The organism is Pseudomonas sp. MAFF 730105 (genome assembly GCF_055380705.1).
Map to the genome: position 1 here is coordinate 2,529,679 of NZ_AP018438.1, position 23,008 is coordinate 2,552,686.

Sequence of the window (23,008 nt, forward strand, 5' to 3'; positions counted from 1 at the left end):
CAGTAACCGGAAAGGGGACGACTTTATATTCTCTAATTGTCCCTTTTGGCCGACAGCAGACGCTAGGCGGTTAGCCATGGTGAATCCGATATGGATGCCAGCCCGTGGCTGTATCTTCGCAACGCCACTCAGAGTGGATAGCAGCCCATTCGAGTTTTCCAAGCTCTTTCGGCGAACAGTGGAGACGCAAAACAATTTTCTAAGGAGTTTTTATGCCTATCCCCTCCGCAGTTTGGAACACCATCGAATCCGACATGCGTGCCGTCACAGTCCTGACTCATAGCGGCTGTGACACGCACGCGCTGGCTCTGGTGTTCAGTTCAATTGATAAAATGGCTTGGCTTACCAGCGCAAATATCGACCACACCCGTAGTGACTTCATACGTTGGGTCGACGATTACCTTCTATCAGCAGGCTCAATCTCTCTTGACGCAATTGACCTTTACGCAGCGAGATGCGGACTTCTCCATACTGGCTCCTCAGAGTCAAAACTGTTTCGCGACGGAAAAGCGAAGCAAATCTTTTATTCCGTCGGACCTCGTAGGCCACAGGGAGAGATAATGGCCGAGGTCCACGCGAAGCTACCAAAATTAGGTCTCACACCAGACGACGTGGTCATAGTTCAGTGCATCGAGCTGTTGGAGCAGTGGGTGACAGCTATGGAGCGATTCACCGACGCCGTAAAGGCAGACACTTCCCTTGAGATCCACACAAAAGAACGGGCTGAACGTCAATTGGCCGTTTTTCCAGTAGCTTGAGGCCACCAACGGCCTGTCCGCAGTCTCCAGATTTCCCTCACAACCGAATCGCTCAGCGCAAGCCCGCTTCGGGTCGTTTGCTGCCCATCTCGACAGGCGGAAATCGGCCAGAAGCGGACCCGAGCCCCGCTCCACGACAACTAGGTCGATTCAGTAAATGCGCTGGGCCGAAAGCTAAAGCTGAGGCTGTCACTCGTCAAACAAAGCCCAGCCATGGCGTGAGCACTACATAACCGGTAAAGCCGCGATTAACTTCCCGTTTCCTGTTGTGACGACCGGTGGGTGGCACTTCACCTCGTATTGAAATCGAGATGGGGGCGAGGTGTCACTCACGGGGATTTATTTTTCCGATAGAACGGCGTTCTTTGGTGATGCGGAGATCTCGGATGCCACCGAATTGTTGGCAAAGCGTGGATTGCACGCTGACGAAAAAACGGTCTGGATGGCTGATCACTTCAGGGCTGCAGCGGATCTAGTCGCCAAGTGAGCTCTCAGCGACTCAGAGCATTGCAGTGTGAAGATAGAGGACTGGTTTCCTTCTGGCGAGGATCGGCAGCGCTTCCTTGATCTCCTGGCGGCAGGCACGGCCGAGCTTCGGGATATGAGCAAGAGCGATAAGGTTTCAGCCTGGTTGAGCATTCATGAGATCAACCGCCGGCGTAAGATCAAGGCTATCTGCTAGCATGCTGCTATCCAAGATCGCAGGGAACGGTACATGGCAGTCACAGATCTATTTTCAAAGCGTCAGAAGCGGCTACGCGGTGGTGGCCCAGACGTCTATGTATACGACAAGCTCCCAACGCCTCTCCGCATTCAGATGCTTTATATGCTCAACGAGCTCATCGGCGACGAACACGAGTTCTACAAGACTTTAAGTACATGCAATCAAATTGTCCATTATGTCGTTAAGACTCTCCGTCTCGAATACGGAAAGCATCACATCGCGACTGACCCTGAAAACGATGATTATCATGAGCTGATTCTGTTTCTTCGAAAAGAGGAAGATATTGAAAGAGTCATGGATGCCATAGAGCTGATCATTAATCAGACACGTGAATACCCTGATTATGATGAACAGTGCCGTGACTTTATCAATGATCTCAATATAAGATTTCGAGAGCACGGTGTTGGTTATGAACTCATCAATGGCGAGATTATCCGAATCGACTCAAGGTTTCATCATGCGGTTGTAGTTAAGCCTGCGATCCAATTCTTGAAGCAACCGGGATTCGAGGGCGCTCAGCAAGAGTTCATCCTTGCTTATGAGCATTACAGGCATGGGCGGCATAAAGAGGCCTTGAACGAAGCCCTGAAGACCGTCGAGAGCACTATGAGGGCTATCTGCAGCGCCCGTGGCTGGGCTTACAAGTCGTCGGATAACGCCAAGCGTCTAATAGTAATATTACAGAGTGAGCGGTTATTTCCTGCGTATTATCAGAGTCACCTTTCCGCCCTTGTGAGTCTGATGGAGGGGGTTGTCTCGCTAAGAAACAATGAAAGTGCCCACGGTCAGGGCCCGGAAATTAGGCACGTGAGGGATGATGTTGTGGCTTATGCGCTACACATGACTGCATCAGTTGTTGTAATGCTCGCAGGATTACACGCAGATAAACCCTGACCAAATGGCACCCTTAAGGTTTCCAGGATTGTAACAGGTATTGAAGTGTTGAAGTTGTTCAAGGAAGAGCATGTAGTCGAAGGGTGATCAGTTATAAGGTTAGGGGCCATCTGGCCCCTTTTTATATCTTGAAATCCATGTTCGGCTGAATACAAAACTGCCAGAGTGGAAGCTTGTCGCCTTTGTATTCATCAGGAATATGCACTGAAAACACCTCAGGGTTAACCTTGGCATCGAGGGCATATATCTTACTTTCGTATACGGTATGCTCATTGTAAGCGCTAGTGACCATTGAGCTCAGTGAACCTAGCATTGCAAATCCCTGGTCTTCTTCCCATGGTACGTCAGGGTAAAAATCATACCGTATAGACCTAACTCTTTGTCCATCCATCTCAGCCGAAGGATCGTCGGTAGTCCAATCGCCGAATCTAATGAGATAAAACGCAATATGCTTTTCATTTTCCGTCAAAATCTCATTGTCATGGCAGTACAGCTTGACATCACCTATTGTTATTGAGGCTTGTCCGTCTTCGTTGACTCCTGACTTTTCTTCGGGCTTTGCAATGAACTCGATGCTCAAATTCGGCTTAGTGCCGATCATTCTATCCCCCAGCGATATCATTTCGCTCTTGGCGTAGCCTTCAATGAAGTTGGTCGTATATTTATTCCGATGTTCAGTCATTGACTCTTTGGATAAGAGCACCCACTTTCTGATTCTGGAGAAGTAAATCGCAAATTTTACAGTTGTACCTTGTAGCTTTGCATAATTCTCCAGCCGTACTACGTAGTCCTTCCGAAACTCATAGTCTTCTTTGGGATCGCCATGATGGCAGTTCTTCACCTCTACAAGAAATCTTGTTCCGTCATTCAAGGTAATAGAGTAATCGGGCGCCTGAACATTCATTCCTGCGGCGAATATTGCACCACTGTCTTCCTGCTTCACCATTGCGCACTTGCCTAAAGCTCCGGCAATATGAGCAAATAAAGCTTCGACCCGCTTACCGTTCAGCAGGTTTTGGTTTTTAAGAGATGATTTGAGAGACTTCCCAACTTTATCTAGGAAGTCTTCGATATCCTCTTCTGCTTCGATTCTGTAATTATTATCCCTGCTTACGGCGGTAAATAGTTCAATCGGGTCGAATTTTAATGGATCTCTTGGCATGCGTTTCAAGAATTATTCCTTGTCAAAAATCCTGCGTTGAGCGTCGCGTGGGGATCAAGGCAGGAGCTGAGGATGCGTTGCCAGTGTTAGCAGCACTTCCTCCATGCCGAACGGAACGAGCAACATTATGAAGAAGTAGAGCTGAGTCCTATGAGGTACCAGACCCAGATCGGCAGAGCTCAACAATAGCAAAGAGCCCCGACACTTGGCTTGGCGATAATGGCTTTCTGATTTCAGTCCGGCTACGCTCATTCGTATCAGGGAGGAGGCGCGATGAGCCAGTACCTTTTGAGTTTTGCCAGGCAGAATCTTGAAGGACGCAGTGACGCTTACCTCGTGCTGCTCTGGTGCATGTACCAGGCGAACCAAGGCAAGGGCCGCTATTCCGACCACATCAAAACGCACATCACAGCGGCAGCTGACCAGTTGCTGGGGCGCAACTATCAGCGCATCGCCGCACGCTTCAAAAAGGTGCTCGACAGCAAGCCGGAACTGGATCGAATACCGCCGTCTGGACTTGGCACGTTGGATTACCTTCGCGTGAAAAACTTTCGAGGCTTCGGAGAATTTGGCCCTGACGACACAGGCACCTTCATTCGCTTTAGCAAGCTGAAGAACATTTTCTACGCACCCAATGGCGGCGGTAAATCATCGTTGTGCGAGGCGTTGGAAATCGGCACCACTGGCGATATCAAAGAAGCGGCCAGGCGCAAGACTAAGGTCAATCAGTACATCGCCCGGGGAGAGGTGAAGGCCAAGCTCATGCTGATGGGAACAGACAAGTTACCAGTCAAGCGAAGCATCAGCTGGTCGGGCTGCTTCATTGATCGGAACCGTCTTCAAGAATTTTCGTTGCTGGGCTCCAAGGATACTGGCAGTGCCGAGAGTGATGTCTTGGCCACCTTGTTTGGTTTGGAAGAACTCCAGGAAGTCATTTCTCGGTTCGTCCGACCTGAAAGCTTCTCGCTAAAAGCCTTCTTGCGCGCTGATCAAGCCGAGGCACTGGACACCTTGGAACGTTCTCGGGTCAGCCTGGGCCAGCTGCGGCGTAATCGCAGGGCAGACCTTCATGCATCGATTTCCGAGAGTTGTAGGCTGCTGGGGCTGACGGCCGACCAAGACTTCGATGTGCGCCGAAAGGTCTTGCGGCTGCGCGACACGGTTGAAATACATATTCGTGGCGCTGAGCGCCTGCGAGCCGCCAAGGCCCCGTTCGCTATACCGCTAAAGCAGGTCAGGCGTATCTGTACCATCGCCCAGCGCTTGCTCCACCGCAGAGCCGATATCGAGAAGGTGTTTCTGCAGAGGGCCAGCGAGGTCAATTATCGCGCCGTATATGAGGCATTGTCGGCCATCGAACAGTTGCAGGTCGGGGAAACTTGTCCCGCATGCCTGACGCCCCTCGACCAGGTGGTGATGAACCCGTTCGAGAGGGCGCGAGAGCAGATCAAGGCGTTGGGTGCACTGGAGTCCCTCAAGCAATCCAGGCAGAGAAATAACGCCCGGATCGCGCTCTGGGCTTCACGAGTCGCGACCGGAATCGGCGCGGTGAAAGGCAATGAGCACGCCGATGTTCCCTGCCCACTGAACATGGACGAATTGGAGGCGGAGCTTGCAAAGTTCCATGCCGCTACCGACCGCTCGGAAGTGGCGCCGTCCGTTCTCGACTCGTTTCTGAAGCTCTGCGCGCGGAGTGCAGATCAGATCGAGGACTACTTGCGCGCCTGTGAGCGCAAGCTTCGGGAGGTTGGCCAGGCAGACGCCCAGGCAGCCCGCCTCGAAGAACGAGTGACGCAGCTGAAAGAAATTGACGAATTGCTGAAGCTGCAGTTCGACCGAAAAAAACTGGCGATAAGCGAGTTCAAGATCGCCAACGACCAGATGAAAGACCTGATAAAGCGAAAAGCGGCATTGCTCAACGATGCGGTCGACAATAGCCACTTCAACCAGTTGCTCAAGGATCTGGAAGCTGAGTACCGAACGCTGTACCGCGACTTGCTGGATTACAAGCTTGAGCTGGAGAAAGCGCGAATAACAGGGATCGAAGCCAAGGCTGCCGAGTACTACCGCGCGATCAACAACCACGACGATGACCATGAGCAGATTGCGTCGTTGACCTTCGACCGCCAGGCGGATAGCTATCGGATCAAGATCACCAGCGTGGACGGATCATTCCTTGATGCGTTTGCGGTGCTCAGCGAAGGACATCTGCGAGCGCTGGGTTTGTCCATCCTCTTGGCGATGGCTGAGAAGAACAATTTCCCGCTCATCGTATTCGATGACGTCGTCAATGCGATCGACACCGATCACCGATCGAACATCATCGACCTGTTCTTCAGCGATGCTTACCTGCGCCGGATCCAAATGGTCGTCACCACCCATGACCGTCTTTTCTGGGAGCGTTTCTGTATTATTGCCCAGCGTCATGCTCAGCAGGTTCAGTACACCAGTAATGTTCTCAGTTATACGAACAAAGGCATTCTAGTCATTGATCACGTGGGCAGTTTCCAGGAGAAAATTCTTGCCGCGCTTTCGGTATTCGATGTGCGTCAAGCGCTGCTCTATTGTCGTATCTGGTTCGAATCCATGGTGCTTGAGTTCTGTATAGAAAATGAAGTCAAAGTGACCGCGCACTTTAATAAATCACAGCTCAAGAAGAGCATGTACCTGCAGGTCAGCCTGGAACACACCTTTTCGCTGGTGGAACCGTTCATTGACTATGACCTGTCATACTTCAATTTCATCAAGAATGACCTGGTCAACTGGGGTGGGCAGAACCAGGAGCACCACGCCTTCGACGAGGGCAGCCTGAACTTCGTGCACTCAAAGACTAGCAGTGAGGTCGTTAAAATCTACGACGCCATCCGCTATTTGGAGTGCCAGCTATTTACAGCTAAGAAGAGAGAATCAGGCGTCAAATGTCTTGCCGACCTGAACGATGATATCGCGTGGAGGCAGCGCAAGCTTGCCAAACTCGCCAAGGCGCCAGAAGAGGTGCAGAAGGAGCACCAGGCGGCGTTGAAAGCTCTGGAAAAGCGCGCGGTCGAGCTCGACCAGGAGCTTCAGTTCATTGAACAGTGTCTCGCCAGCGTCGCTCAGCGCGAGCAAGCTAAAGAGCTGCCATGACCTCTGTTCCGCTTGGAGCAGATCTGACTGCTTTGGGCTCATATTCGGCGAGGACTCAACGGGCGCTTAGGGTCTATTTTAGTCGATTACGACAGGCAGTTATTGGCCGATTGTAGCCTGTTGCGAAGGGCTGCGTTCGTCTCAGGGGTGCTGTTGACGAAAAGACGGCGAGCGTCTCGGGATGAATAACAGAGGGGTAAAGCTGCGCGTGTGCATTTCAGAATAAACTTGAGTTTCGATTCCTACCAACGGGGCCGTTAAAAGTTAGTCTCTTTCGATTTTAAGAAACGGATTGTCGAGTGGTATAACTTCAAAAAATTGCTGGGAATCCTCAATCAAGTAGCCCTTCAAAGTTGTTTTCTTTCTAGGGCCCTGCACTTGGCATGTCCAGATATTCAGGCCATTGTCCCGCTTTCTGTGAATCTTCAACTTCTCGAACTGCTTTTGCACCCAACGCCATTCCTCCATCTCCTGATCTGAACTCTGCGAAACGCCTGGAAATTCCTGCGCGTAGCGTTGGAAGAGACCAGGCGTGACCAAAAATACGCTGCCATCCACTGTGTGGATTTTGGCCTTGCTGTCATTGATGATCAGCTTGTGGCTCAGAATGCCTTCCTTGACCCAATTCAGGAATGCCTGGCCTGGGTTATCCGATGGAGGCGTTGAGGTTTCGAGAGTACTTTCTGCCGGCGCATTGCTGGTCTCAGTGTCTATCAATTCGAACATGTCCAGCAGCGTGCCGAGGTAATCGGCATCCGCTAGTGCCAAGGGATCCGGCTGCGGTTGGCTTTGACCTGATCCTGCACTGTCTGTTTCGGGTGCTGGTATTGGTACCTGAGCGTCAGTTGAGTGGTCATGGGCCGCAATGCTCACCGTTCCACTGAAAGCCTCGGGCCGGTCTTCGTTCCCCCAAATCAGTGCCGGTTGAAGGCGCAGAAAGGTGAAACTCTGCTGCCAGTTTCCTTGTGCCACAAGCGCGGTCCAGATGGCTTTGCCTTCCGGCGTGGACTCAACCAATCCATGTGACTGCAGCTCGTCAAACACCGCGAGGTTGGACGAGGGAATGCCTTCAATCGATTGCGACAGCAGGTAGGCTCGCAGCTTGTCTGTGACAACCTTGCTGACTAGCCATAGTGAGTCGTGCGTCAGCCATCCTGCGGCACCTGGCTGGTTGAGTTTCAGTTCGTGCTGAACCAGATGGCGCAGTCCGCTGATCAAGTGATGTTGCAGTGAATGAATGGGTGCTTGCAGCGCCTTGCTTGGGTTAGCACCGATGTTCTGCGCAGTGGAAAAGCGGTCGGCCTGCATCACCAATTCACCGAGCACGCCAGCACGTTCGTACTGGCCGGCCAGGACATACAGCAGGCTGGCCCACATCGTAGGAAACCCACTGAGCCAATCGAGGATCGAGCAGTCGAGAATCTGGTTGTAGAGCAAGCCTGCGGCCGCACCATGCAGGTGGTAGTCGCGACCCTTGATATAACGAAAACGGTAAGGCTGATCCAGGGAACCCTGCCAAGGATGCCAGACACGGCCATCCTGGCGTTCGACCAGCAGGTCCACGGCAATCTTGCCGATGTCATGGAGCAACGCGCCATAGGCGATGCCAGCGGACCAAGCCTCGGTCTGGGCTGCCTGGTCTTCGGGCGCGGCGCCGGTCGGCAGCAGATATGACTGACGCAATTTCAAACTACAAGCGACCAGCTCCAATCCATGATCGAGCATGCCGCCAAGATAAGCATGGTGGTGCGTCTCGCTGGCTGGAAGCTGCTGGACTATCTCGGCGTAGCGATGAATCGGATTTAAATAGAGCTGGCTGAATTGCGGATGGGAGAGGGCGGTGTACTGCCAAATGCGATCAAGCAACTGGCGGCGATGCTCGGCTGCTAACAAGCTCTCGGACGATTCGATGGGCAGGTACCCATCGGCGACGTTTACGGTGGGTGGCGGAGGAGGCTTTTGCCTTTTTTGCCGAAACAGACTGAGCATCATGGCCCTCCCGGGAATTGGCAGAGTCAGTGGCCTTTTAGCCTTTTCGGATAGGGCTCTTACCCTTGACTCCCCATTCCCTTCCAACCCTTACCGGTCCTTTTGACGCGTTTCCCTTTGTGCTGCAATCGGAATATCGATTTGTCCTGGTGCCGTTTTGTTGGATGCGCATGCTGGTACGAAAAAGGAAAGTGTCGGTACACTGCGGTGCGAATTTTTTCGGGTCTTGCCATGAACCTCACTGACGCCACGCTCATACTGCTGCTCGCGGCACGTATCCATGGAACAGACGAAGCCGTCAGGGCCTCGGCGAAGAGCGTGGTCAAGAAGCTACCGCGCAGCAAGCGTGATCTGATCTACAAGGTGATCGACAGCCGAAGTCCACTCGAGCTGGTGGATTACCTGGCGGAGAATCTGGAAACGTAACGGCGTGCTGCTGTTACGGGATTACCTCATATTCTTTGCGTCAGAGTTCCGCGGTGTAGGGATTTTTCTGGGCATAGAAAAAGGGTCCAACTCGTGTTGGACCCTATGAAGCGTTTGCAGTGGTGAGGTGACGATCAAGCTCCATCGTTCATGCATCGCGAGTCATCCATTCCCGACTGCTTCTGTTGCTGTTCCAGGTTGAGGACATACTCCGACGCGCATCGGGCCTGGCCACTGGCGCGGAAGATGGCGCGGTTGTCAGCCTTGAGCAGGCCGAGCCAGGAGTCGATATAGCCCTCGTGCCGAAGCTCTCCCCGTATACCGGCGTAGGCACATAAAAAAGCGGCGCCCATTTCTGCGATCAACTCTTCAAAGGCATAGCCTGGCGAGCCAAATGGACACGGAGAAACCACGCCTTCTCGCTGCAATCGAGAGTGGTGTCCGGTCCAGTGCGTCAGCTCGTGAAGTGCAGTGGCGTAGTATCCACCTTGATCGTGGAATTGCGATTTTGTTGGCAGTTGGATGAGATCCCTGATCGGGTAGTAAAAGGCTTCGTCGGCAAATCGATGAATGATATTTGCGCCCGAATTTCGCAACAAACTTTCTGCAGCAGCGTTGGGGAAGAAGGGATCGCTCGGTTCCGTCTCGAGCACGGTTTCGTTGAGCGCTTCGAGCCCCTCCGTTTGCTCGATGTTGAACAGAAAATGTGTCCTGAGAATGCCAAAGTGAGCGACCTTGGGCTGGCCGTTTTTATCGAGTACGGGTTGGCCTGACTCGGTCTGTTCCTCGCGCTCCATCGGCTTGTAGAGCACTGCCAGAGTGCTGTGCTCACCCTTACGAATGTGCCCGCAGGCTTTTTTGGCTTGATTGAAGGTCAACCAGCGATCTTGAGTGAACCCCTGCAACCTGGCCTCGGCCCAGAGTAACGGTAAATTGATGCCCGAATAGGGACGCTGGGTGATGGCGTTGATGGGATAGGGCTGGTGATGAGTGATGTCAGTTGAGTCATTTGAGGACCAAGGTTTGATCCAGGGCGCTACGCCTTGGTCTAACGCGGTAACGATCTTGTCTGTCACGTCTTGGTAGATATTGCGCATGGCATTTCCCTCGAAAAACCGGAGGAGCGCCTTGCCCGTCGGGGAAGGTTCCCCGGTGGGTGTTGATTGGATTGGTGCAAGACTGCGTACAGTCTGAGTTGGAACAGTGGCCGGGTATGGCCGTTTGTGTTTAGCGTTGCTGCTCTTCGGCAAGCGCTATCACTAAGGCGTTAGGTTGGTCTGATGCCTGAAGTAGGCTGAGGCTGAGTCGCAGCAATGGTTCATGTTCTGCATCACTCACTGAGCCGAACTTGGCTATCTCGAACACCACGTAGGGTGCGTTTGGATCGGCCAGGTGAGCTTTGAAGGCTGCGCGTACCACGTTGCTCAGCCTATCGAGCTGCAGCTTTTCAGGATGACTTGAACCATCGAGCAATACTGCGTGTTGCCACGCGTCTGGAGTGAACACAATGGGCAAGCGCAGAGTGTTCAGTGCTTCGCTTGTGAGTGAGTTGGACATGGTGTGTCTCCGTTGATAGCGCGAAGAAACCTGTCCCATTGGGAAGGAATTTCCCCGCAGTGGGTTGAAGAAAAGCAAGAGGGTTTGGGACGAGCCGAGCTCGAAAGACGCTCGGGAGAGCAGTAGGCGTTCATCACCGTGAAGCGTGACCGTGCGAGCCACCGAACGCTAATCGCACTTGGGGGGAACCATCACCGGAGTGACGTAGCTTTGAAGGCTCTGGCTACCTGGGAAGGTGCTGTCGATAACAGCGATCCGTACCCTCTATGTAGCTGGATGATATGGATGGGTCAACGGCGATAGAGGCGCTGGTGCACGAGCTGCGTCTTCTATCTTCCAGTGAAGAGTTTTTCGACCGAGCAAGCTGATAAACGGTTAAGCATGGGCGGTTTTCAGTAGTAGTCTGTAATCTCGATTTCCACAGGAACATGCTCAGAAGAGGGCGCAACCATGCCGGCTCAGCAGCCACTTCAGATCTCCCGCGCACACCGCCGGGCATATGCATGCGGTATGTCGGTAAAACGTGTTTATCGCAGGTTGAAAGGATTTGAATCTCGTGTGGCTAAACGTGCGGTGGCGACAGGTATGCCTGCGGGTGGGCTATTGGTTCGAGGGAGCTTTCTGGTTACGAAGCTGGCACTCATCCTTGGGTTGCTCTTTATCGGTTTCTGGTTGGTAGCTTCTGTCGTAACGATGATTGCTGTGATTGGTCTCCTGTTGTCCAAGGCTGCCATTGATGGGGATCTTAAAGAGGCGGAAACAGGCCCAGACTATCTCGGTGCCGACCTCTACATCGGTGACTTCGACGACAACGGGCACTACATCGGCGATAGCAAGTCATCTAACTGAGCGCTTAGCAGCCCCGATTATTTGATCCGTACCTTTGCTTGCTGAATCACTTGCGGCTTTGCTGCCATTGGCCAACATGCCTTGAATCCCATTTCCTACTGCATATCCCGTCCAGCTCATGGCTCCAAGGAACAGCATCGGCAGTACGATGAACATCGCCCCCATCACATACTCAATCACCTGTGCCGTGACGGTTCCATCCATAAATCCGGATGTGGGCAGCGACAACAGCACCTGATTGGACGCCGACACCTGGTTGTACAAGGTATCGAGCATGCTGGAGTCGACCCAACGGGCCAACTCCCACCAGAAGGTCAGCATATGCAGCGTGAATAGTGCGAACGTCACCGTCATGACGGTCTTCAATTGGTAGGTACTGACCAACAAAATCAGCGGTAGGCTGATGATGATGCCCATGATCAGGAAAGCCTGCACCATCGGCAGAGCGGCGCGTAGCGCGTTCATCGCCGGGAAGTTGCTGAAGGAGCCGAGGGCCAGCCCAGTGTTGGTGGCCAGGTTATTAAGCCCCTGATTGATCGACCCGCCGCGGGCACTGGAGCCATAGTCCTGGTACACCTGTCCGGGCGACATGGACATCGATTGCTGGCGCGGGCTGACCAGCTCACGCAGGGTGGCATCCTCAATCTCGTTGCTCGAACGACCAGTCAGCCAACCTTTCAGTTGAGTCAGCAGCGAAGGATCGACCTGCTGGATCAAGCGCTCGCGCAACCCAACACTGCTATCACTCCACCACTGCTTGCAAGTGGGGTAGCCCGCGCCATTCTCCAGCCGTGGCAAGGAAGTATCGCGGGTCTCATCGTAGGGCCAACTGACTCGTGGTGTCCGTGAGCGATCGGTGTCGTAGTAGCCCGGAGCGTCGAGAAAATAGCTTGAGCCGATCCAAGACACATCATGACTTTGCGCCTTGTCCAGCTGTGGACGATTGGTGAAGAGCCGAGAGCGGGAATAGCCGTAGCAGTCACGAGTGAAGTCGGCGACTTCCTGCAGCAGGACCTGACTGTCGATGCGCGAGCTGTCGATCTCCATGCGCATCTGTCGGATATCCGGTGCACAGGGGATGGAGGCGGTGGCCGCCGCGGTCACGCCTTTGCTTAAGGCGTGGACTAGAAACCACCAGATTGGCACATTGGCAGAGCGTTCGCCGATGGTGTTGAAAGTGATTCCCCAAGCGGTTTCCGCTGGCTTGGCCACACTGACACCGCATCGTTGGCTCGCTGCATCATCGAACGCCATTGAGGCGAGGTTTAGCGGAAAGACCGGCGCGCAGCCGAACAATACGACGATGTAGGCCAGCCAAAGCCGGTTCTCGATTCGAGGTACCGAGAGCAATCCTTTGTTGCCTTCATCCGCGCCTTGCTGACGGGCCGACAACCACTCTTGCAAGATGACCGCGCCGAAGGGTGCGGCGAACAGTCCAGTATCGAACAGGACGTTCCAGATACCGTTGTTGATGATCCATGCCAGCAGGGAGAGGTAAAACTCCAGGTAGCTGTTGGTGCTCATGAGCATGGTCGTGACCTCACAATCGGGTGAGTTCGACGCAGGTAAAGAGCACGAGCCCTAATACCCCGATGCGTTTCACTCGCAGTCGATCCTGTGGCCGATGTTGATAACGCCGCAGCAGATGCCACCAGAGCGCAAAAACGGTGCCGTAGAGCAGGGCGCGCCACCACCGCAGATAGGGCCGCACCGATTCGAATGTTTGCTGCCAGGCCTCGAAACTACGCAGCGCAGTGCGGCCGGTCCAGGCAACCAATGCGGCGATTAGGATCATCACTGCGGCAATCCCCAGACTCGAAAGCAAAGTTAGTAGCAGTGAGCGTTTCATGGCTCACTTGCGCCTGGCGTTAGCATCGTTGAGTCGGCGAGGTTCAGGGTCGCCTTGCTCGACGGTACGCGAAGCATCGGCGCCTCCGGCATGCCGATCGAGCACCAGGCTGGCGGTGTTGGTGGCCAGCATCTGCCGAACCTGCAGTTCGGTCTGCAGCAGGCGGATTTCACGTTCCAGAGTGTCGATGTTTTTCGTCAAGGCCGTTTGGGCTGGCTCGGCGGAAGCGATGTTTGGTTCGTGGCTGCCTGCCAACAGAGTGCGTAATAGCAGGAGCGCTTTGTCGAGCACGCTGGATAGGGCCGTCTCACTGGCCAGGCGCCGTGCCAGAAGTTCCTGATCAGGATCGTCGCGCAGGGCTTCGATCACACCACGGGTCACCGGCAGCATCGGGCTGGAGGCTTTGCTCAGATTGTCAGGGGTAGGCGGCAGAGAACCGGACAGCAATCCTTGCAGGGTCTTGAGATGTTCACCGTAGGCCTCCTGGATCAGCGGCGTCAGTCCGCTGCCAGCGGTAGCCCGCAGAGTCTCGCAGGTGTCGCAGGTCGCGACTTCGGTCTCGCCCAACACTTGAACAGCCCATTCGGATTCCTCTTGGGGTGAAGTCCATGCCTGGCAAATAGCGCCGCCCAGGCAATCACTGCTGCTGATCGAGGCGCTGTCATCCACCGACCGGTTATGCAGCAGGTTGTAGCCCGCGCGCACCACATCGGAGGTTGCCCGGATGGGTGTTTGTCCACTACCTCCAGCCTTCTGCCCTCCGACCCATGACACCCCATTATTGCCGTTACGGGCCTCGGTGTTTTTCACCGCGGCCACCGCATCACCGCCGGTTTGTTCGAGGTTGCCCTGCATCTCCTGGTTCTTGGCCAATGCGCCCCAGCCGGCTTGACCGACCTTGTCCGCCATCTTCTCAGCCATGGCCTGGCAGGTCAGTTTGGAGCGGTCGAAGTCGATACGCCCCTGCATCACCCCGTTACTGAGCAACTCATAGAGACCGGGATTAGCGCGCTGAATAATCAGCGCCGGCAGCGACATGACTGCTTGGGTCGCGTTCTGCACGATGCTGCCCATGATCTGCTGGAAACCTTCGGTGACGCCGTTCAACTGGTTTTGCAAGGTGTTGGTGAGGCTCATGTTTCCGCACATCATGTTCGCCTGCCAGGATCCGCCAACACCGAGGCCGTTGGGGCGATAGAGCGAGCTCGGCGAGCCCGCTGCCGAGCCGCCACCGATGGTGTACATCACCCGGTCGTCGAGCACTTCGCCTTGAGTGCCTAGACGGTAATCGTCCTCGGCGCCGTGGGCATGCGTGGTCACGGCGAGCAGTCCGCAGAACAACAAAGTCATAGGGCTTAACCATGGTTCTGCAAGAAGCCGACTCATGAAGCACCGCCTTCGAAGTCGATGCTGAACAGGAAGGTCTGTCCCTCACGCTTGCAGCAGCTATAGGGGCGCCACAGCGACCAGGCGTAGCCGCCATCCGCGCTCTGCACCGGATCGCTGGGGAAGATGGCGCATGTGGGTTGAACCCGGGGGGAGAGCAATTGCCATTTGTGGGTCGAAGCGTCGTTTTCAACGATCGGGCCAGGCGGCCAATAACCATCGCGTGGTACGGGTGTGAGCGGGACATACACGTGCGGTTGCCAGTTGAGGGTAATGACGTCACCCGCTCGCTGCGCCATCACCGCAGCGGCTTTGAAGTCGTCGGGTTGCACCAAAAATCCTTGCCGGGGATAGACGTTGCCCCACATGTTTCCCGCGAGCTGACGACCGATTTCACGGATTCCCGGCACGAGTGACTCGGGGTAGAGGCTTTCCGGGATGCCATGACGCCAGGCCAGTGAGTCCAAAGTGCTCAGGTAATAGGGCATGAACGCAGTGGCGCCGCTGGCGCAGGCGTAGCCGGATTGCGAGGCCAGATGCGTGGCGGCCCAGCCACCGGGATGGCCGATGCCATCAACGTTTTTGAAACGAGGCAGATTATCGCGCTGGGTGTTCGGCGTGATCAGGTTACCGCCTCCTTCCGCCCCACTGATAGGAGAGGATAGGGCGGCCATCTCGGTCCAAGGATTGGCACCGGTGGTGGCATAGCTCGAGACCACCAGCTCAGGAATGAAGTGACGAACCTTGGTTGAGGTTTTAATCGTGCAGCCGAAGGGGGTGCAGAGCAACCAAAAGCAGATGCCGATGACTCTGTACTCGAGGCAGTCTGGAGAAAGTACGGAGGCGGTAATGCTGCCGGTATCTAGCGCCACGCTCGACCCGGATGCCAGCAGAATGCTTAGCACCAAAGGATGTAACTTTTGGGGTGAAATATGCGGGCAGGCGGCAGACATGATCCAGGCTCTGGGTGTATGGCCTGGACAGGTTCAATGATCGAAAGAGGGGTGTCAGTGAGAAAGCCGAAGGCAGGATAATCGGTTTACAGCGACCTTCTAGATCAGCAGATAGTCATTCAGCGCTCAGCGTACGAGCAAGCGCCTCAGACTCGATGAGCAACTGATCCGTTCTGATCTCGAAAATGTTGGCGAGTTTGCAGAGGACCAATAACGACGGGTTGCCTACCCCTCGTTCAATTTGACTCACGTAGGTACGATCCACCTCGGCCATGAGCGCCAATTGCTCCTGGGTAAGGTTCTTCACGCGTCGCAACGAGCGGATGTTTTCCGCAAGTTGCAGACGAAGTTGTTCGTAGTCTTGAGTCATGCGCGCAAACTGCGCCTTGAGGGACTCTCAATCCACGGGATATAGTCTACATGGCTCTGATTCGGGCGCTTTTTTGATGCTTAAGCGAAGTGTCAGTTTTGTTTCTATGCTGCTTGGGACAGACCCAGCATTAATAATTAAATCGAAAGCTAAGGTGTCTATGGACGAAAATTACGTTTCAATTCCGGCGGCGGACGGCTGCCCGAGCCTTTTGACGCCGTGGGGCAGCGAATTTGCGCCTATGATCGAACGCGGTGCGCAATGCGCCCAGGCTTGGCTCGATACTCCCGGCGAGACTCCACTGTGGTGGGAGCTGGCCCAAACACGCAAGACCTTTCCTGTCGGTGACTGCCAAGATGCTTTTGAAGCCGGATTCTTGTTGAGGATTCAGCAGCGGCTTCGAGGCGCATCGCAGTAACCGGCCGCTAGCTTTAGAGCGCGATACTTGAGTAGATTTCCCTATACGGGTTCTATGCCTCGCGCTCTATCGATCCGTTCAGCTACCCGGCAAGCGGCTTCCAACTCCGAACAGCCAATGTTCTGCATCAATGTCCAGCGCTCTGCTTTTTCCTCGGGTTCCGTCATGGCCAGGGCGAGGTAAAGGCTGGGCGGCACGGCTCGAAACAGCGTTTCGAGCTTCTTCGACAGCACCACTCCCTCGGTATATTTCCCCGGATCTTTGCTAGCTGAGAGCAACAAAGATTTCTGTGCAGGCGTGAGCTTCTTGAAGCGTGCTATTTCTTCGATTTCCGCGGGCGGCATGTTCAAGCAAATCCACCATTCGATCATGTTGAGCATGGTCTGCGCGGCGGTGGGGAAGTCGGCAAGGTTTTGCGTTGCCAGCCAGAACCAGGCACCGAGCTTGCGCCACATCTTCGTTCCCTTGACCACAAACGGCGCCAGCAGCGGGTTTTTGGTGATGATATGGCCCTCGTCAGTGACCATGATGATCGGTCGGCCCAGGTACTGGTCGCGCTCGGCCAGGTTGTTCACGGTGTTCATCAGGCTGATGTAGCTGATGGACATCTGGGCCTCGTAGCCTTCGCGAGCGTAAGTGGCGAGATCGACAATGGTCACATCGCTTTCGGGCCAAGGTGTGCCTTCGCGATCGAACAGTTCCCCCTCGAAACCCTGGCAAAACAGGTCGATGGATTCACCCATTTCCTGGGCACGCTCACGACGCTTCTCCGGCAAGTGCGTGTCGGCGGCGACGCGCAGCAACGCGTCGCGCACATCGTGGGTCAATACCTGTCGACACGACGCGACACAGGTCTGTGCCGCATCGAGAATGCACTCGCGGATTAAGCTGCGATCGGCTCGACTCAGGCGCGCCTCTTCCTTAGCCTCGCCGCCGGTGATCATCAGCCGGGCGGTGATTTCCAGTTCGCCAAGAACATCGCGTTGGTCTTCTCGACTTGCTATCGCCTCATCGTCCAGCTCATCAATCGACAGACTCGCCACCTGATCCGGTTGCTCGACCAGGCGCCAGGCATCGGCGAACGGGGCGAGACTGACCGAGGCGCCAGGTTTTAATTGGACCTTATTGACCGACAAGCCCCGAGTTGCGAAGTAATCACCCTGCAAGCCGAATGAGTTGCCGGCCTCGACGATAAACAGGCGAGGGCGGTACACGGCCATGACCTGCATCAGTAGGGTGACCAGGGTGGCCGACTTGCCGGCGCCGGTGGGGCCGAACAACAGCAGATGGCCGTTCATGGCCCGATCTAGGCGTGACAATGGATCAAAGCTCAACGGCGAGCCACCACGATTGAACAGGGTGATGCCTGGGTGGCCTGTGCCGGTACTGCGGCCCCACACCGGAACCAGGTTCGCCAGGTGCTGGACAAACATCAGGCGCGTGTACCAGTTGCGCGTGTCGCGGGCCGGGTTGTAGATCATCGGTAACCAACGCAGATAGCTGTTACAGGCGGCAACCTCGTCGCCTTCACGTACTGGTTGCAGTCCCGCACCCAGCAGCGCGCTGGCCAGGCTGATCGAGCGCTGGTGCAATTGCTGCTCATCGTGACCGCGCACGTAAAACGCCAGGGTGCCGCGGTACAGCTTGTGCTGGCGGCCGATGATCGCGCGAGCCTCTTCAACATCCTGACGGGTCTGGGTCGAGGCCAGGTTTTCACCGATGGCTTTGCGCGCCAGGCGGTTCAACTGCTCCTCGAGCATATCTTGGGGTTTGACCACCAAGGTCAGGCTCATCACCGTGCCTTCGGGCAACTGGTCGAACAGCGCATTCACCGCGTCGCCCTTGCGGGTTTCGCCAGTGAGTTGGCCTATCAAGGGGGCCCGCCGCAGCTTGTCCACCACCATGACTCGATGGGGCTGACCATCGAAAAACCAAAGTCCACGCTGAACATCCGAACGCGGTTCGTTGAAGAATAAACGCTCGGCAAAGTCGTGATCGAAGGGCAGTTCCGGCGACTCACCGTCGGCCGACTCCGGATAGGCCACTTGGTGGTAGAAATCTTCGGGCGATTCATCGGTGAGCTTGGGGGCTGGATTGAACCAGGGCAGCAGCCAGGCATACAAACCTGGGCCATCGACTCGCGTCGATTTCACCCCACACGTTTGCAACGAAGCCGCGATACGTTCGCAAGCCTGATGCAGGGCTTGCACTGGGATAAGTCCGGTCTCCTCAGCGTCAGACTCGAGCCAACGATAGACCACCAGGCGCACCCGGCGGCTGTTGCCCCTCCAGGGTAGGCGCGTGACGGCCTTGTCCTCGAACAGACCTCCCGGCTTGGCGATAGCCTTCAGATGACGGCGGCTGAGTTCCAAATACGCTTCGGTGAAGACCGTACCTCGCGCGCTGTCCTGAATATAATCGGTGAGCCGGGTCAGGTAGGGGATGAAGTCGTTGTCGTCCTGGCAGAAAAACTGCGCTACCCACGGCGCTTGATCCAGTTCATCAAAACTATCTTGCAGGGCATCCTCGAGGGCATCGCGGGCCGCCATCAGCCAATCGGGTTCGCGTCCTTCGGTGCCGATGGGCAGTAACTCGAACACCGCGCCTACCGAGCGATTGTCATCGAGTAGAAAACACTGCTCGGTCTCCAGGTATTCGACCCAAGGCAAGTAGTCGGTGAAGCTCGGGTTGTGCGCATAGAGTGCAGTTTCATCGGCTATGGTTGCGCGAGGGCGCAACGGGTGGCGCCAGGCTTTCCACGCCGAAGTGCGATTGCTCGGATCACCGGCACGCACTACAGGTCTTCCTGTCGTTCACCGGGCAGTGCGTATTGCACCCGCTGGTAGAACGGAAAGACGGTCGAGTAACCCGGAATCGGTGCCTGCTCGGTACCGCTCAGATGCGGATACACGTACAGCACCAGATCGGGATTGGGCAGGCGCGGGAACAGGTTGCGGATCTCGTTCGCCGCTGTGCGCGTGTACGGCTCCTGGAGAACAACGGAGAAATCTGCCTGGTCCAGCGGACGGCGTAACTGGTGCCGAGCATCCAGCAGTTGCTGCTGAGTGCCTTGCGAACCAGCACCGTTCCAGATGTCCAGCATGGTTTGCTCGCCATGGGGCAGCAGCGTCTCCTTGTCGGTGGAACACCCCGCCATGACCCAGCAGAGCAAACTAATCCAGGGCAGGCAGAGAGGCTTGGTCTTTTTCATGGCGAACGCTCCGGCCCTTCGGCTCGTAGTCGATGGTGATCTCATGGTCGAGGTGCAGGGCGACCTGTGCCGCCGGCGGCACGTACACGGCGGCAAAGGTCTCGCCATACAATTTGTTGATCCACGCGCGAATGTCGCTGACGCCACCACTGAGAATTGAATTCAGCGCGCTATTGCCACTGCTGCTAGTGACCCCGAGCGTACTGCCGCCCGAACTGATCACGCTGCTGTTGTTCCGCTCATCCCCAAGCAAGGCGGCGACACCGGCGCCGGCGGCAGTGATCAAGCTCTGGCTGCCGAGGTACTGTTGAGCGTTTGAGCGGCGCTCACCGGCAATGCAAGGAATGCCAAACGGATCGGACAGGTAACCGAGTCCGCCACGAATCTTGTCGGTGTTCGAACTCTGGGCGGTGGAGACGTTGCGGCTGGCTACCGCCTTCGGCTGAGGCACCGTGCGGATGGTGCCGTCGGTAAACACAAAGGTGATTGACTCGACCTGTCCGCGTACACAGGACAGGGTCCAGTCACCGGACGCCGTGCCGCTCATCACGGCCCCCGCGACGTCCGGCAGGTCGATGCCGTTGGCCGTCAGGTTCTCCGGACCGACCAGCACCTTGAAGGGATAGGGGTCATTCACGGTGCCGTCCACCGGGACTCGGCCGATCAGCGCGGTCATGGCGATCGAGCCCATCAGCGTGGCGTTTTCGGGGATCGTGTAGACCGGCTTCGCGCCTTCGGTACGATCAGCGGAGCGTGTCAGTTCACGTTCACCCTTGGTGACCTCGCGTAACTGCTTCTGGCTGCGGTCGATGGCATTGTCCTTCAAACCCTCCAGTGAGTTGAAGGCAGTAGGCAGACTCAGGGCGGACGCGGTCTTGGTTTTGCTCCGGGCGTCGGTGGGCGGAGAATCCGAGGGCTCAATCCATTGCAATGCATCATTGGCAGAGTGCTGCCCTTCGAACTTAGCACCGTCGCCTGGCTCAAGCCCCAATCCGATCGGCATGTCCTTATCTTTGCCGGTCAGCCCCGAGAGCTGTTCTTGCAATTGTGTCAGCAGGCCACGGGCCTGGCGACTGTCTTGTTCCGCTTTGAGTCGGGCCTCGTTGGCTTGTCGGCGGCCTTCGTCGACTTGCTGGGTCACACTGCCTAGCGCCGTCTGGATACGCGAATCAACACTGTTTTCCCGCTCGCGCAGGCGGATGTTCTCCGTTTGCAACGAATCATTGTGTTTTTTTAAGCCGAGCATGTCGCTGCGCATGGCCTTCACCTGGCCGATCAGGGTGGCGACCGTATCGCGTGGGGTGTCGCCCGCAATACCGAGTGACTTGGCTTGCTCGGCGGATAACTGAAGATTGCCTTGATCAACCGACTTCTCTGGAGAGGAACTGCTGCCATCCGCGACCCAAGTTTTCAGGATAATCAACACCACGCCCAGCAGCGCAGCCGGTACCAGCCATTTGAGCATTGCGTTAGTCCTCATCGCCAGCACCTCGCGCAACGGGCGGAAGCAGTACGGCGTGTTCGAGGCCGGCATCGCGAGTGACGAGGTAGGCGATCGTGGTGTCTTCTGCACTGCCGACCGGCCCGAGGAAAGCATGTTGGAAAGCCGCGGCGAACAGCTTGGCCTGAAGTCGACGTGGATCGAGTTGCACCGTCTCTAAACCACGATTGCGCAATTTCACCGCCGTCACCCAGTATTCACCTAATCGCCAGGCGGCAATGGGTGTGCTGGATACGTTTTCGGTCGGCAGCAAGGTTGGCAGTTCGCTGCGCAGCTTGAGCGGGACGCGGCGTACGCCGGGCAGGGATTCTACGGTGCGCAGCGGCGCGTACAGGCTTTGCGCGGCGTAGCGCGTCAAAGCGACCGGGATCGGCGTACGTTCTGGAACAGAGGCGGTGCTGGATTCCGTCTCGGTAGCCTGCACCGGAGCGTTCTTGATAATACGCACGGGCTCCAGCGGCTGATCACCAGGCGTGGCCTCGACATCCAGCAGGATGATCTCGCCCGTCGTGACCGATTGCAGTTGCAGTCGAGTCGGGGCAATGGCTTCCGACGCGCGCAAATACAGCGTGCCGCCGGTAGATTGCACGCGCAGCTTGTCCCTCAGGGATGAGGGCACTCCAACTCGAACATTTTCATCGACAAAGACCACCCGCTCCTGATTGATAACCAGCGGGACCGCAAGGGGAAGGCGTTCCCAGTGCATCAGCTCGACGGCCTGCGCTGCAACGTCCCACAGCATCAGTGCAACGGTGAGTCCCAGAATAGAAATCCGCTTCATGGCTCACCTCCAGACAGGGAGATTTTCTGCGGCGTGCCCTGATAACAATCCAGTGCCAGTCCCCACTTATTGCGTTCGGGGTCCAGGTCGAAACGCACCACGCGCAATGGATAACGCACCACCACCCGCTTCACCGGTTCGGCGGCGTAATACTCATCAGCGTTGAGGTCGAGGGTGACCAGCCAGCTGTCGTGATCGAGTTGCTTGACCCTGAGTTCCGGATACTCGCTGTAACCTCGTCCCAGAATTTCGTAGACGCCACGTACCCGCTGGCGCAGCTCGCCGGCGGCCTTGCGGTACTCGTAGTCGCCCTCGAGGAAGGCTTTGCAGGCGGGTGTCAGGTAGGACTGCAAGCTGTAGATAGCGCGGCGGTAATCCTGTTCGCCATCCGAAGGCCAGCGGTTAAGTTGACCGAAGATGTACAGGGCGAAGGCATAGACATTCTCTGAGGGGATGTCCCACCATTTGCGCGTGCTGCCCGAGCGCAGATCCGGGGGGACATGCACGGTCAGATCGGTCGGTGCCGAGCGCCAGCCATACCAGAATCCGGCACACAGCAGGGTGAGGACCATTACCGCTAGACGCAGGCTGAAGATATGAGCCTGTTGGGCATCCACCTTGTTCCGAAATCGGCTCATGACTGCCACCGGGACAGGGCTGGGCGCAGTCGACGCGAACGGCGAACCGTCCAAGCGCCGGAGTGGAGAATCAAACGTCCGCGCCCCAAGCGCCAACGGCTGGCGAGCATCCATTCCAACTTGCGGTACAACCAGGTCTCGGGGCGAGCCCGTTTGGCCCGACGCAGTAGCGTGCCACCAGCCAATAACACCACCGCCATACCTGCGATCATGCTGGTCGGCGCCACGGCAATGGACGCGGTACCGATCGTCGCGGGAACTCCCAGCAGCAGGCCAATGAGGGCGCCAGTGCCGAGCGCTGCCCACATCTCATCATTGGTCAAACCACGCAATACGGCGGGATCACGATTCAGTCGTTCAGGCAGAAAGACCAAGGTGCCGTCGGCAAGGTGTTCGATAGTGTCGTTCATGTCGAT

Annotated in this window: 21 protein-coding genes; 6 read left to right on the plus strand and 15 right to left on the minus strand. The window is 56.1% G+C overall.

The features are described 5' to 3' along the window. The first annotated feature begins 212 nt into the window (after positions 1-212). Both PCOSP_RS11375 and PCOSP_RS11380 read left to right on the plus strand, forming a co-directional pair. Positions 213-758 (plus strand): hypothetical protein, encoded by a 546-nt coding sequence (locus PCOSP_RS11375; protein WP_464711205.1) that lies wholly within the window; start codon positions 213-215, stop codon positions 756-758. Between the two features lie 715 nt (positions 759-1,473). Then, a complete protein-coding gene (locus tag PCOSP_RS11380; protein WP_464711207.1) occupies positions 1,474-2,376 on the plus strand; it encodes an STM4504/CBY_0614 family protein in 903 nt (300 codons plus the stop codon). Between the two features lie 121 nt (positions 2,377-2,497). On the opposite strand, the gene PCOSP_RS11385 is transcribed toward PCOSP_RS11380, so the two are convergent. Further along, positions 2,498-3,547, minus strand: coding sequence for a hypothetical protein (locus PCOSP_RS11385; protein WP_464711209.1), 1,050 nt, complete (start codon positions 3,545-3,547; stop codon positions 2,498-2,500). A gap of 264 nt (positions 3,548-3,811) precedes the next feature. Between PCOSP_RS11385 and PCOSP_RS11390 the strand changes: the two genes are divergently transcribed. Further along, complete coding sequence (locus tag PCOSP_RS11390) at positions 3,812-6,664, plus strand: AAA family ATPase (RefSeq protein ID WP_464711211.1); 2,853 nt, start codon at positions 3,812-3,814, stop codon at positions 6,662-6,664. 264 nt (positions 6,665-6,928) lie between these two features. Here PCOSP_RS11390 and mobH read toward each other — a convergent pair whose 3' ends face one another. Continuing rightward, entirely contained in the window at positions 6,929-8,653 is a 1,725-nt protein-coding gene (gene mobH, locus PCOSP_RS11395) for a MobH family relaxase (RefSeq protein WP_464711915.1), read from the minus strand. A 231-nt stretch (positions 8,654-8,884) separates the two neighbouring features. On the opposite strand from mobH, the gene PCOSP_RS11400 reads away from it, so the two are divergent. Then, positions 8,885-9,079, plus strand: coding sequence for a DUF7740 domain-containing protein (locus PCOSP_RS11400; protein ID WP_464711213.1), 195 nt, complete (start codon positions 8,885-8,887; stop codon positions 9,077-9,079). Between the two features lie 134 nt (positions 9,080-9,213). Here the strand turns inward: PCOSP_RS11400 and PCOSP_RS11405 are convergent, their stop codons facing one another. After that, positions 9,214-10,176, minus strand: a complete 963-nt coding sequence (locus tag PCOSP_RS11405) for an ArdC family protein (protein ID WP_464711215.1) — start codon at positions 10,174-10,176, stop codon at positions 9,214-9,216. Positions 10,177-10,306: 130 nt separating this feature from the next. Further along, on the minus strand, positions 10,307-10,636 hold the full coding sequence (locus PCOSP_RS11410) for a hypothetical protein (protein WP_464711217.1): 330 nt from the start codon (positions 10,634-10,636) through the stop codon (positions 10,307-10,309). 450 nt (positions 10,637-11,086) lie between these two features. On the opposite strand from PCOSP_RS11410, the gene PCOSP_RS11415 reads away from it, so the two are divergent. Next, a complete protein-coding gene (locus PCOSP_RS11415; protein ID WP_464711219.1) occupies positions 11,087-11,485 on the plus strand; it encodes a DUF3742 family protein in 399 nt (132 codons plus the stop codon). Here PCOSP_RS11415 and PCOSP_RS11420 read toward each other — a convergent pair. The 5 genes from PCOSP_RS11420 to PCOSP_RS11440 all read right to left on the minus strand — a co-directional run bounded on the left by PCOSP_RS11420 (position 11,474) and on the right by PCOSP_RS11440 (position 16,043). Further along, positions 11,474-13,015, minus strand: coding sequence for a conjugal transfer protein TraG N-terminal domain-containing protein (locus PCOSP_RS11420; protein ID WP_464711221.1), 1,542 nt, complete (start codon positions 13,013-13,015; stop codon positions 11,474-11,476). The genes PCOSP_RS11415 and PCOSP_RS11420 overlap by 12 nt on opposite strands. A 10-nt stretch (positions 13,016-13,025) precedes the next feature. Continuing rightward, complete coding sequence (locus PCOSP_RS11425) at positions 13,026-13,334, minus strand: hypothetical protein (RefSeq protein WP_464711223.1); 309 nt, start codon at positions 13,332-13,334, stop codon at positions 13,026-13,028. Positions 13,335-13,337: 3 nt separating this feature from the next. Beyond that, positions 13,338-14,720 (minus strand): integrating conjugative element protein, encoded by a 1,383-nt coding sequence (locus PCOSP_RS11430; protein ID WP_464711225.1) that lies wholly within the window; start codon positions 14,718-14,720, stop codon positions 13,338-13,340. Continuing rightward, a complete protein-coding gene (locus tag PCOSP_RS11435) occupies positions 14,717-15,673 on the minus strand; it encodes a TIGR03756 family integrating conjugative element protein (RefSeq protein ID WP_464711227.1) in 957 nt (318 codons plus the stop codon). The genes PCOSP_RS11430 and PCOSP_RS11435 overlap by 4 nt, the downstream gene beginning before the upstream one ends. A gap of 115 nt (positions 15,674-15,788) precedes the next feature. After that, a complete protein-coding gene (locus PCOSP_RS11440; protein WP_039011243.1) occupies positions 15,789-16,043 on the minus strand; it encodes a helix-turn-helix domain-containing protein in 255 nt (84 codons plus the stop codon). 160 nt (positions 16,044-16,203) lie between these two features. Here PCOSP_RS11440 and PCOSP_RS11445 point away from each other — a divergent pair, with 160 nt between their 5' ends. Then, entirely contained in the window at positions 16,204-16,461 is a 258-nt protein-coding gene (locus PCOSP_RS11445; protein ID WP_464711229.1) for a LasR-specific antiactivator QslA, read from the plus strand. Between the two features lie 41 nt (positions 16,462-16,502). Here the strand turns inward: PCOSP_RS11445 and PCOSP_RS11450 are convergent, their stop codons facing one another. From PCOSP_RS11450 to PCOSP_RS11475, 6 genes are read right to left on the minus strand one after another with little or no spacing between them, the layout of a single operon-like run. Further along, positions 16,503-19,256, minus strand: a complete 2,754-nt coding sequence (locus PCOSP_RS11450) for a conjugative transfer ATPase (protein WP_464711231.1) — start codon at positions 19,254-19,256, stop codon at positions 16,503-16,505. Beyond that, positions 19,256-19,672, minus strand: coding sequence for a TIGR03751 family conjugal transfer lipoprotein (locus PCOSP_RS11455; RefSeq protein ID WP_464711233.1), 417 nt, complete (start codon positions 19,670-19,672; stop codon positions 19,256-19,258). Before PCOSP_RS11455 ends, PCOSP_RS11450 begins: the two co-directional genes overlap by 1 nt. Next, positions 19,635-21,152 carry a TIGR03752 family integrating conjugative element protein gene (locus PCOSP_RS11460; RefSeq protein ID WP_464711235.1) on the minus strand — a complete coding sequence of 506 codons (1,518 nt, stop codon included), beginning with the start codon at positions 21,150-21,152 and terminating at the stop codon, positions 19,635-19,637. Before PCOSP_RS11460 ends, PCOSP_RS11455 begins: the two co-directional genes overlap by 38 nt. Beyond that, entirely contained in the window at positions 21,142-21,954 is an 813-nt protein-coding gene (locus PCOSP_RS11465) for a TIGR03749 family integrating conjugative element protein (protein ID WP_434652523.1), read from the minus strand. Before PCOSP_RS11465 ends, PCOSP_RS11460 begins: the two co-directional genes overlap by 11 nt. Beyond that, the gene (locus tag PCOSP_RS11470) at positions 21,951-22,592 is read right to left on the minus strand and encodes a PFL_4703 family integrating conjugative element protein (protein ID WP_464711237.1); all 642 of its coding nucleotides are present in this window, start codon (positions 22,590-22,592) and stop codon (positions 21,951-21,953) included. Before PCOSP_RS11470 ends, PCOSP_RS11465 begins: the two co-directional genes overlap by 4 nt. Beyond that, on the minus strand, positions 22,589-23,002 hold the full coding sequence (locus PCOSP_RS11475; RefSeq protein WP_464711239.1) for a TIGR03750 family conjugal transfer protein: 414 nt from the start codon (positions 23,000-23,002) through the stop codon (positions 22,589-22,591). Before PCOSP_RS11475 ends, PCOSP_RS11470 begins: the two co-directional genes overlap by 4 nt. Positions 23,003-23,008: the final 6 nt, after the last annotated feature.

Coding starts and splice junctions, on each gene's coding strand:
- PCOSP_RS11405 (WP_464711215.1), bottom strand. CDS start 10,176: ATGCGCAATATCTACCAAGACGTGACAGACAAGATCGTTACCGCGTTA.
- PCOSP_RS11445 (WP_464711229.1), top strand. CDS start 16,204: ATGGACGAAAATTACGTTTCAATTCCGGCGGCGGACGGCTGCCCGAGC.
- mobH (WP_464711915.1), bottom strand. CDS start 8,653: ATGCTCAGTCTGTTTCGGCAAAAAAGGCAAAAGCCTCCTCCGCCACCC.
- PCOSP_RS11420 (WP_464711221.1), bottom strand. CDS start 13,015: ATGCTCATGAGCACCAACAGCTACCTGGAGTTTTACCTCTCCCTGCTG.
- PCOSP_RS11465 (WP_434652523.1), bottom strand. CDS start 21,954: ATGAAGCGGATTTCTATTCTGGGACTCACCGTTGCACTGATGCTGTGG.
- PCOSP_RS11470 (WP_464711237.1), bottom strand. CDS start 22,592: ATGAGCCGATTTCGGAACAAGGTGGATGCCCAACAGGCTCATATCTTC.
- PCOSP_RS11455 (WP_464711233.1), bottom strand. CDS start 19,672: ATGAAAAAGACCAAGCCTCTCTGCCTGCCCTGGATTAGTTTGCTCTGC.
- PCOSP_RS11435 (WP_464711227.1), bottom strand. CDS start 15,673: ATGTCTGCCGCCTGCCCGCATATTTCACCCCAAAAGTTACATCCTTTG.
- PCOSP_RS11440 (WP_039011243.1), bottom strand. CDS start 16,043: ATGACTCAAGACTACGAACAACTTCGTCTGCAACTTGCGGAAAACATC.
- PCOSP_RS11430 (WP_464711225.1), bottom strand. CDS start 14,720: ATGAGTCGGCTTCTTGCAGAACCATGGTTAAGCCCTATGACTTTGTTG.
- PCOSP_RS11375 (WP_464711205.1), top strand. CDS start 213: ATGCCTATCCCCTCCGCAGTTTGGAACACCATCGAATCCGACATGCGT.
- PCOSP_RS11400 (WP_464711213.1), top strand. CDS start 8,885: ATGAACCTCACTGACGCCACGCTCATACTGCTGCTCGCGGCACGTATC.
- PCOSP_RS11410 (WP_464711217.1), bottom strand. CDS start 10,636: ATGTCCAACTCACTCACAAGCGAAGCACTGAACACTCTGCGCTTGCCC.
- PCOSP_RS11425 (WP_464711223.1), bottom strand. CDS start 13,334: ATGAAACGCTCACTGCTACTAACTTTGCTTTCGAGTCTGGGGATTGCC.
- PCOSP_RS11390 (WP_464711211.1), top strand. CDS start 3,812: ATGAGCCAGTACCTTTTGAGTTTTGCCAGGCAGAATCTTGAAGGACGC.
- PCOSP_RS11475 (WP_464711239.1), bottom strand. CDS start 23,002: ATGAACGACACTATCGAACACCTTGCCGACGGCACCTTGGTCTTTCTG.
- PCOSP_RS11380 (WP_464711207.1), top strand. CDS start 1,474: ATGGCAGTCACAGATCTATTTTCAAAGCGTCAGAAGCGGCTACGCGGT.
- PCOSP_RS11460 (WP_464711235.1), bottom strand. CDS start 21,152: ATGAGGACTAACGCAATGCTCAAATGGCTGGTACCGGCTGCGCTGCTG.
- PCOSP_RS11415 (WP_464711219.1), top strand. CDS start 11,087: ATGCCGGCTCAGCAGCCACTTCAGATCTCCCGCGCACACCGCCGGGCA.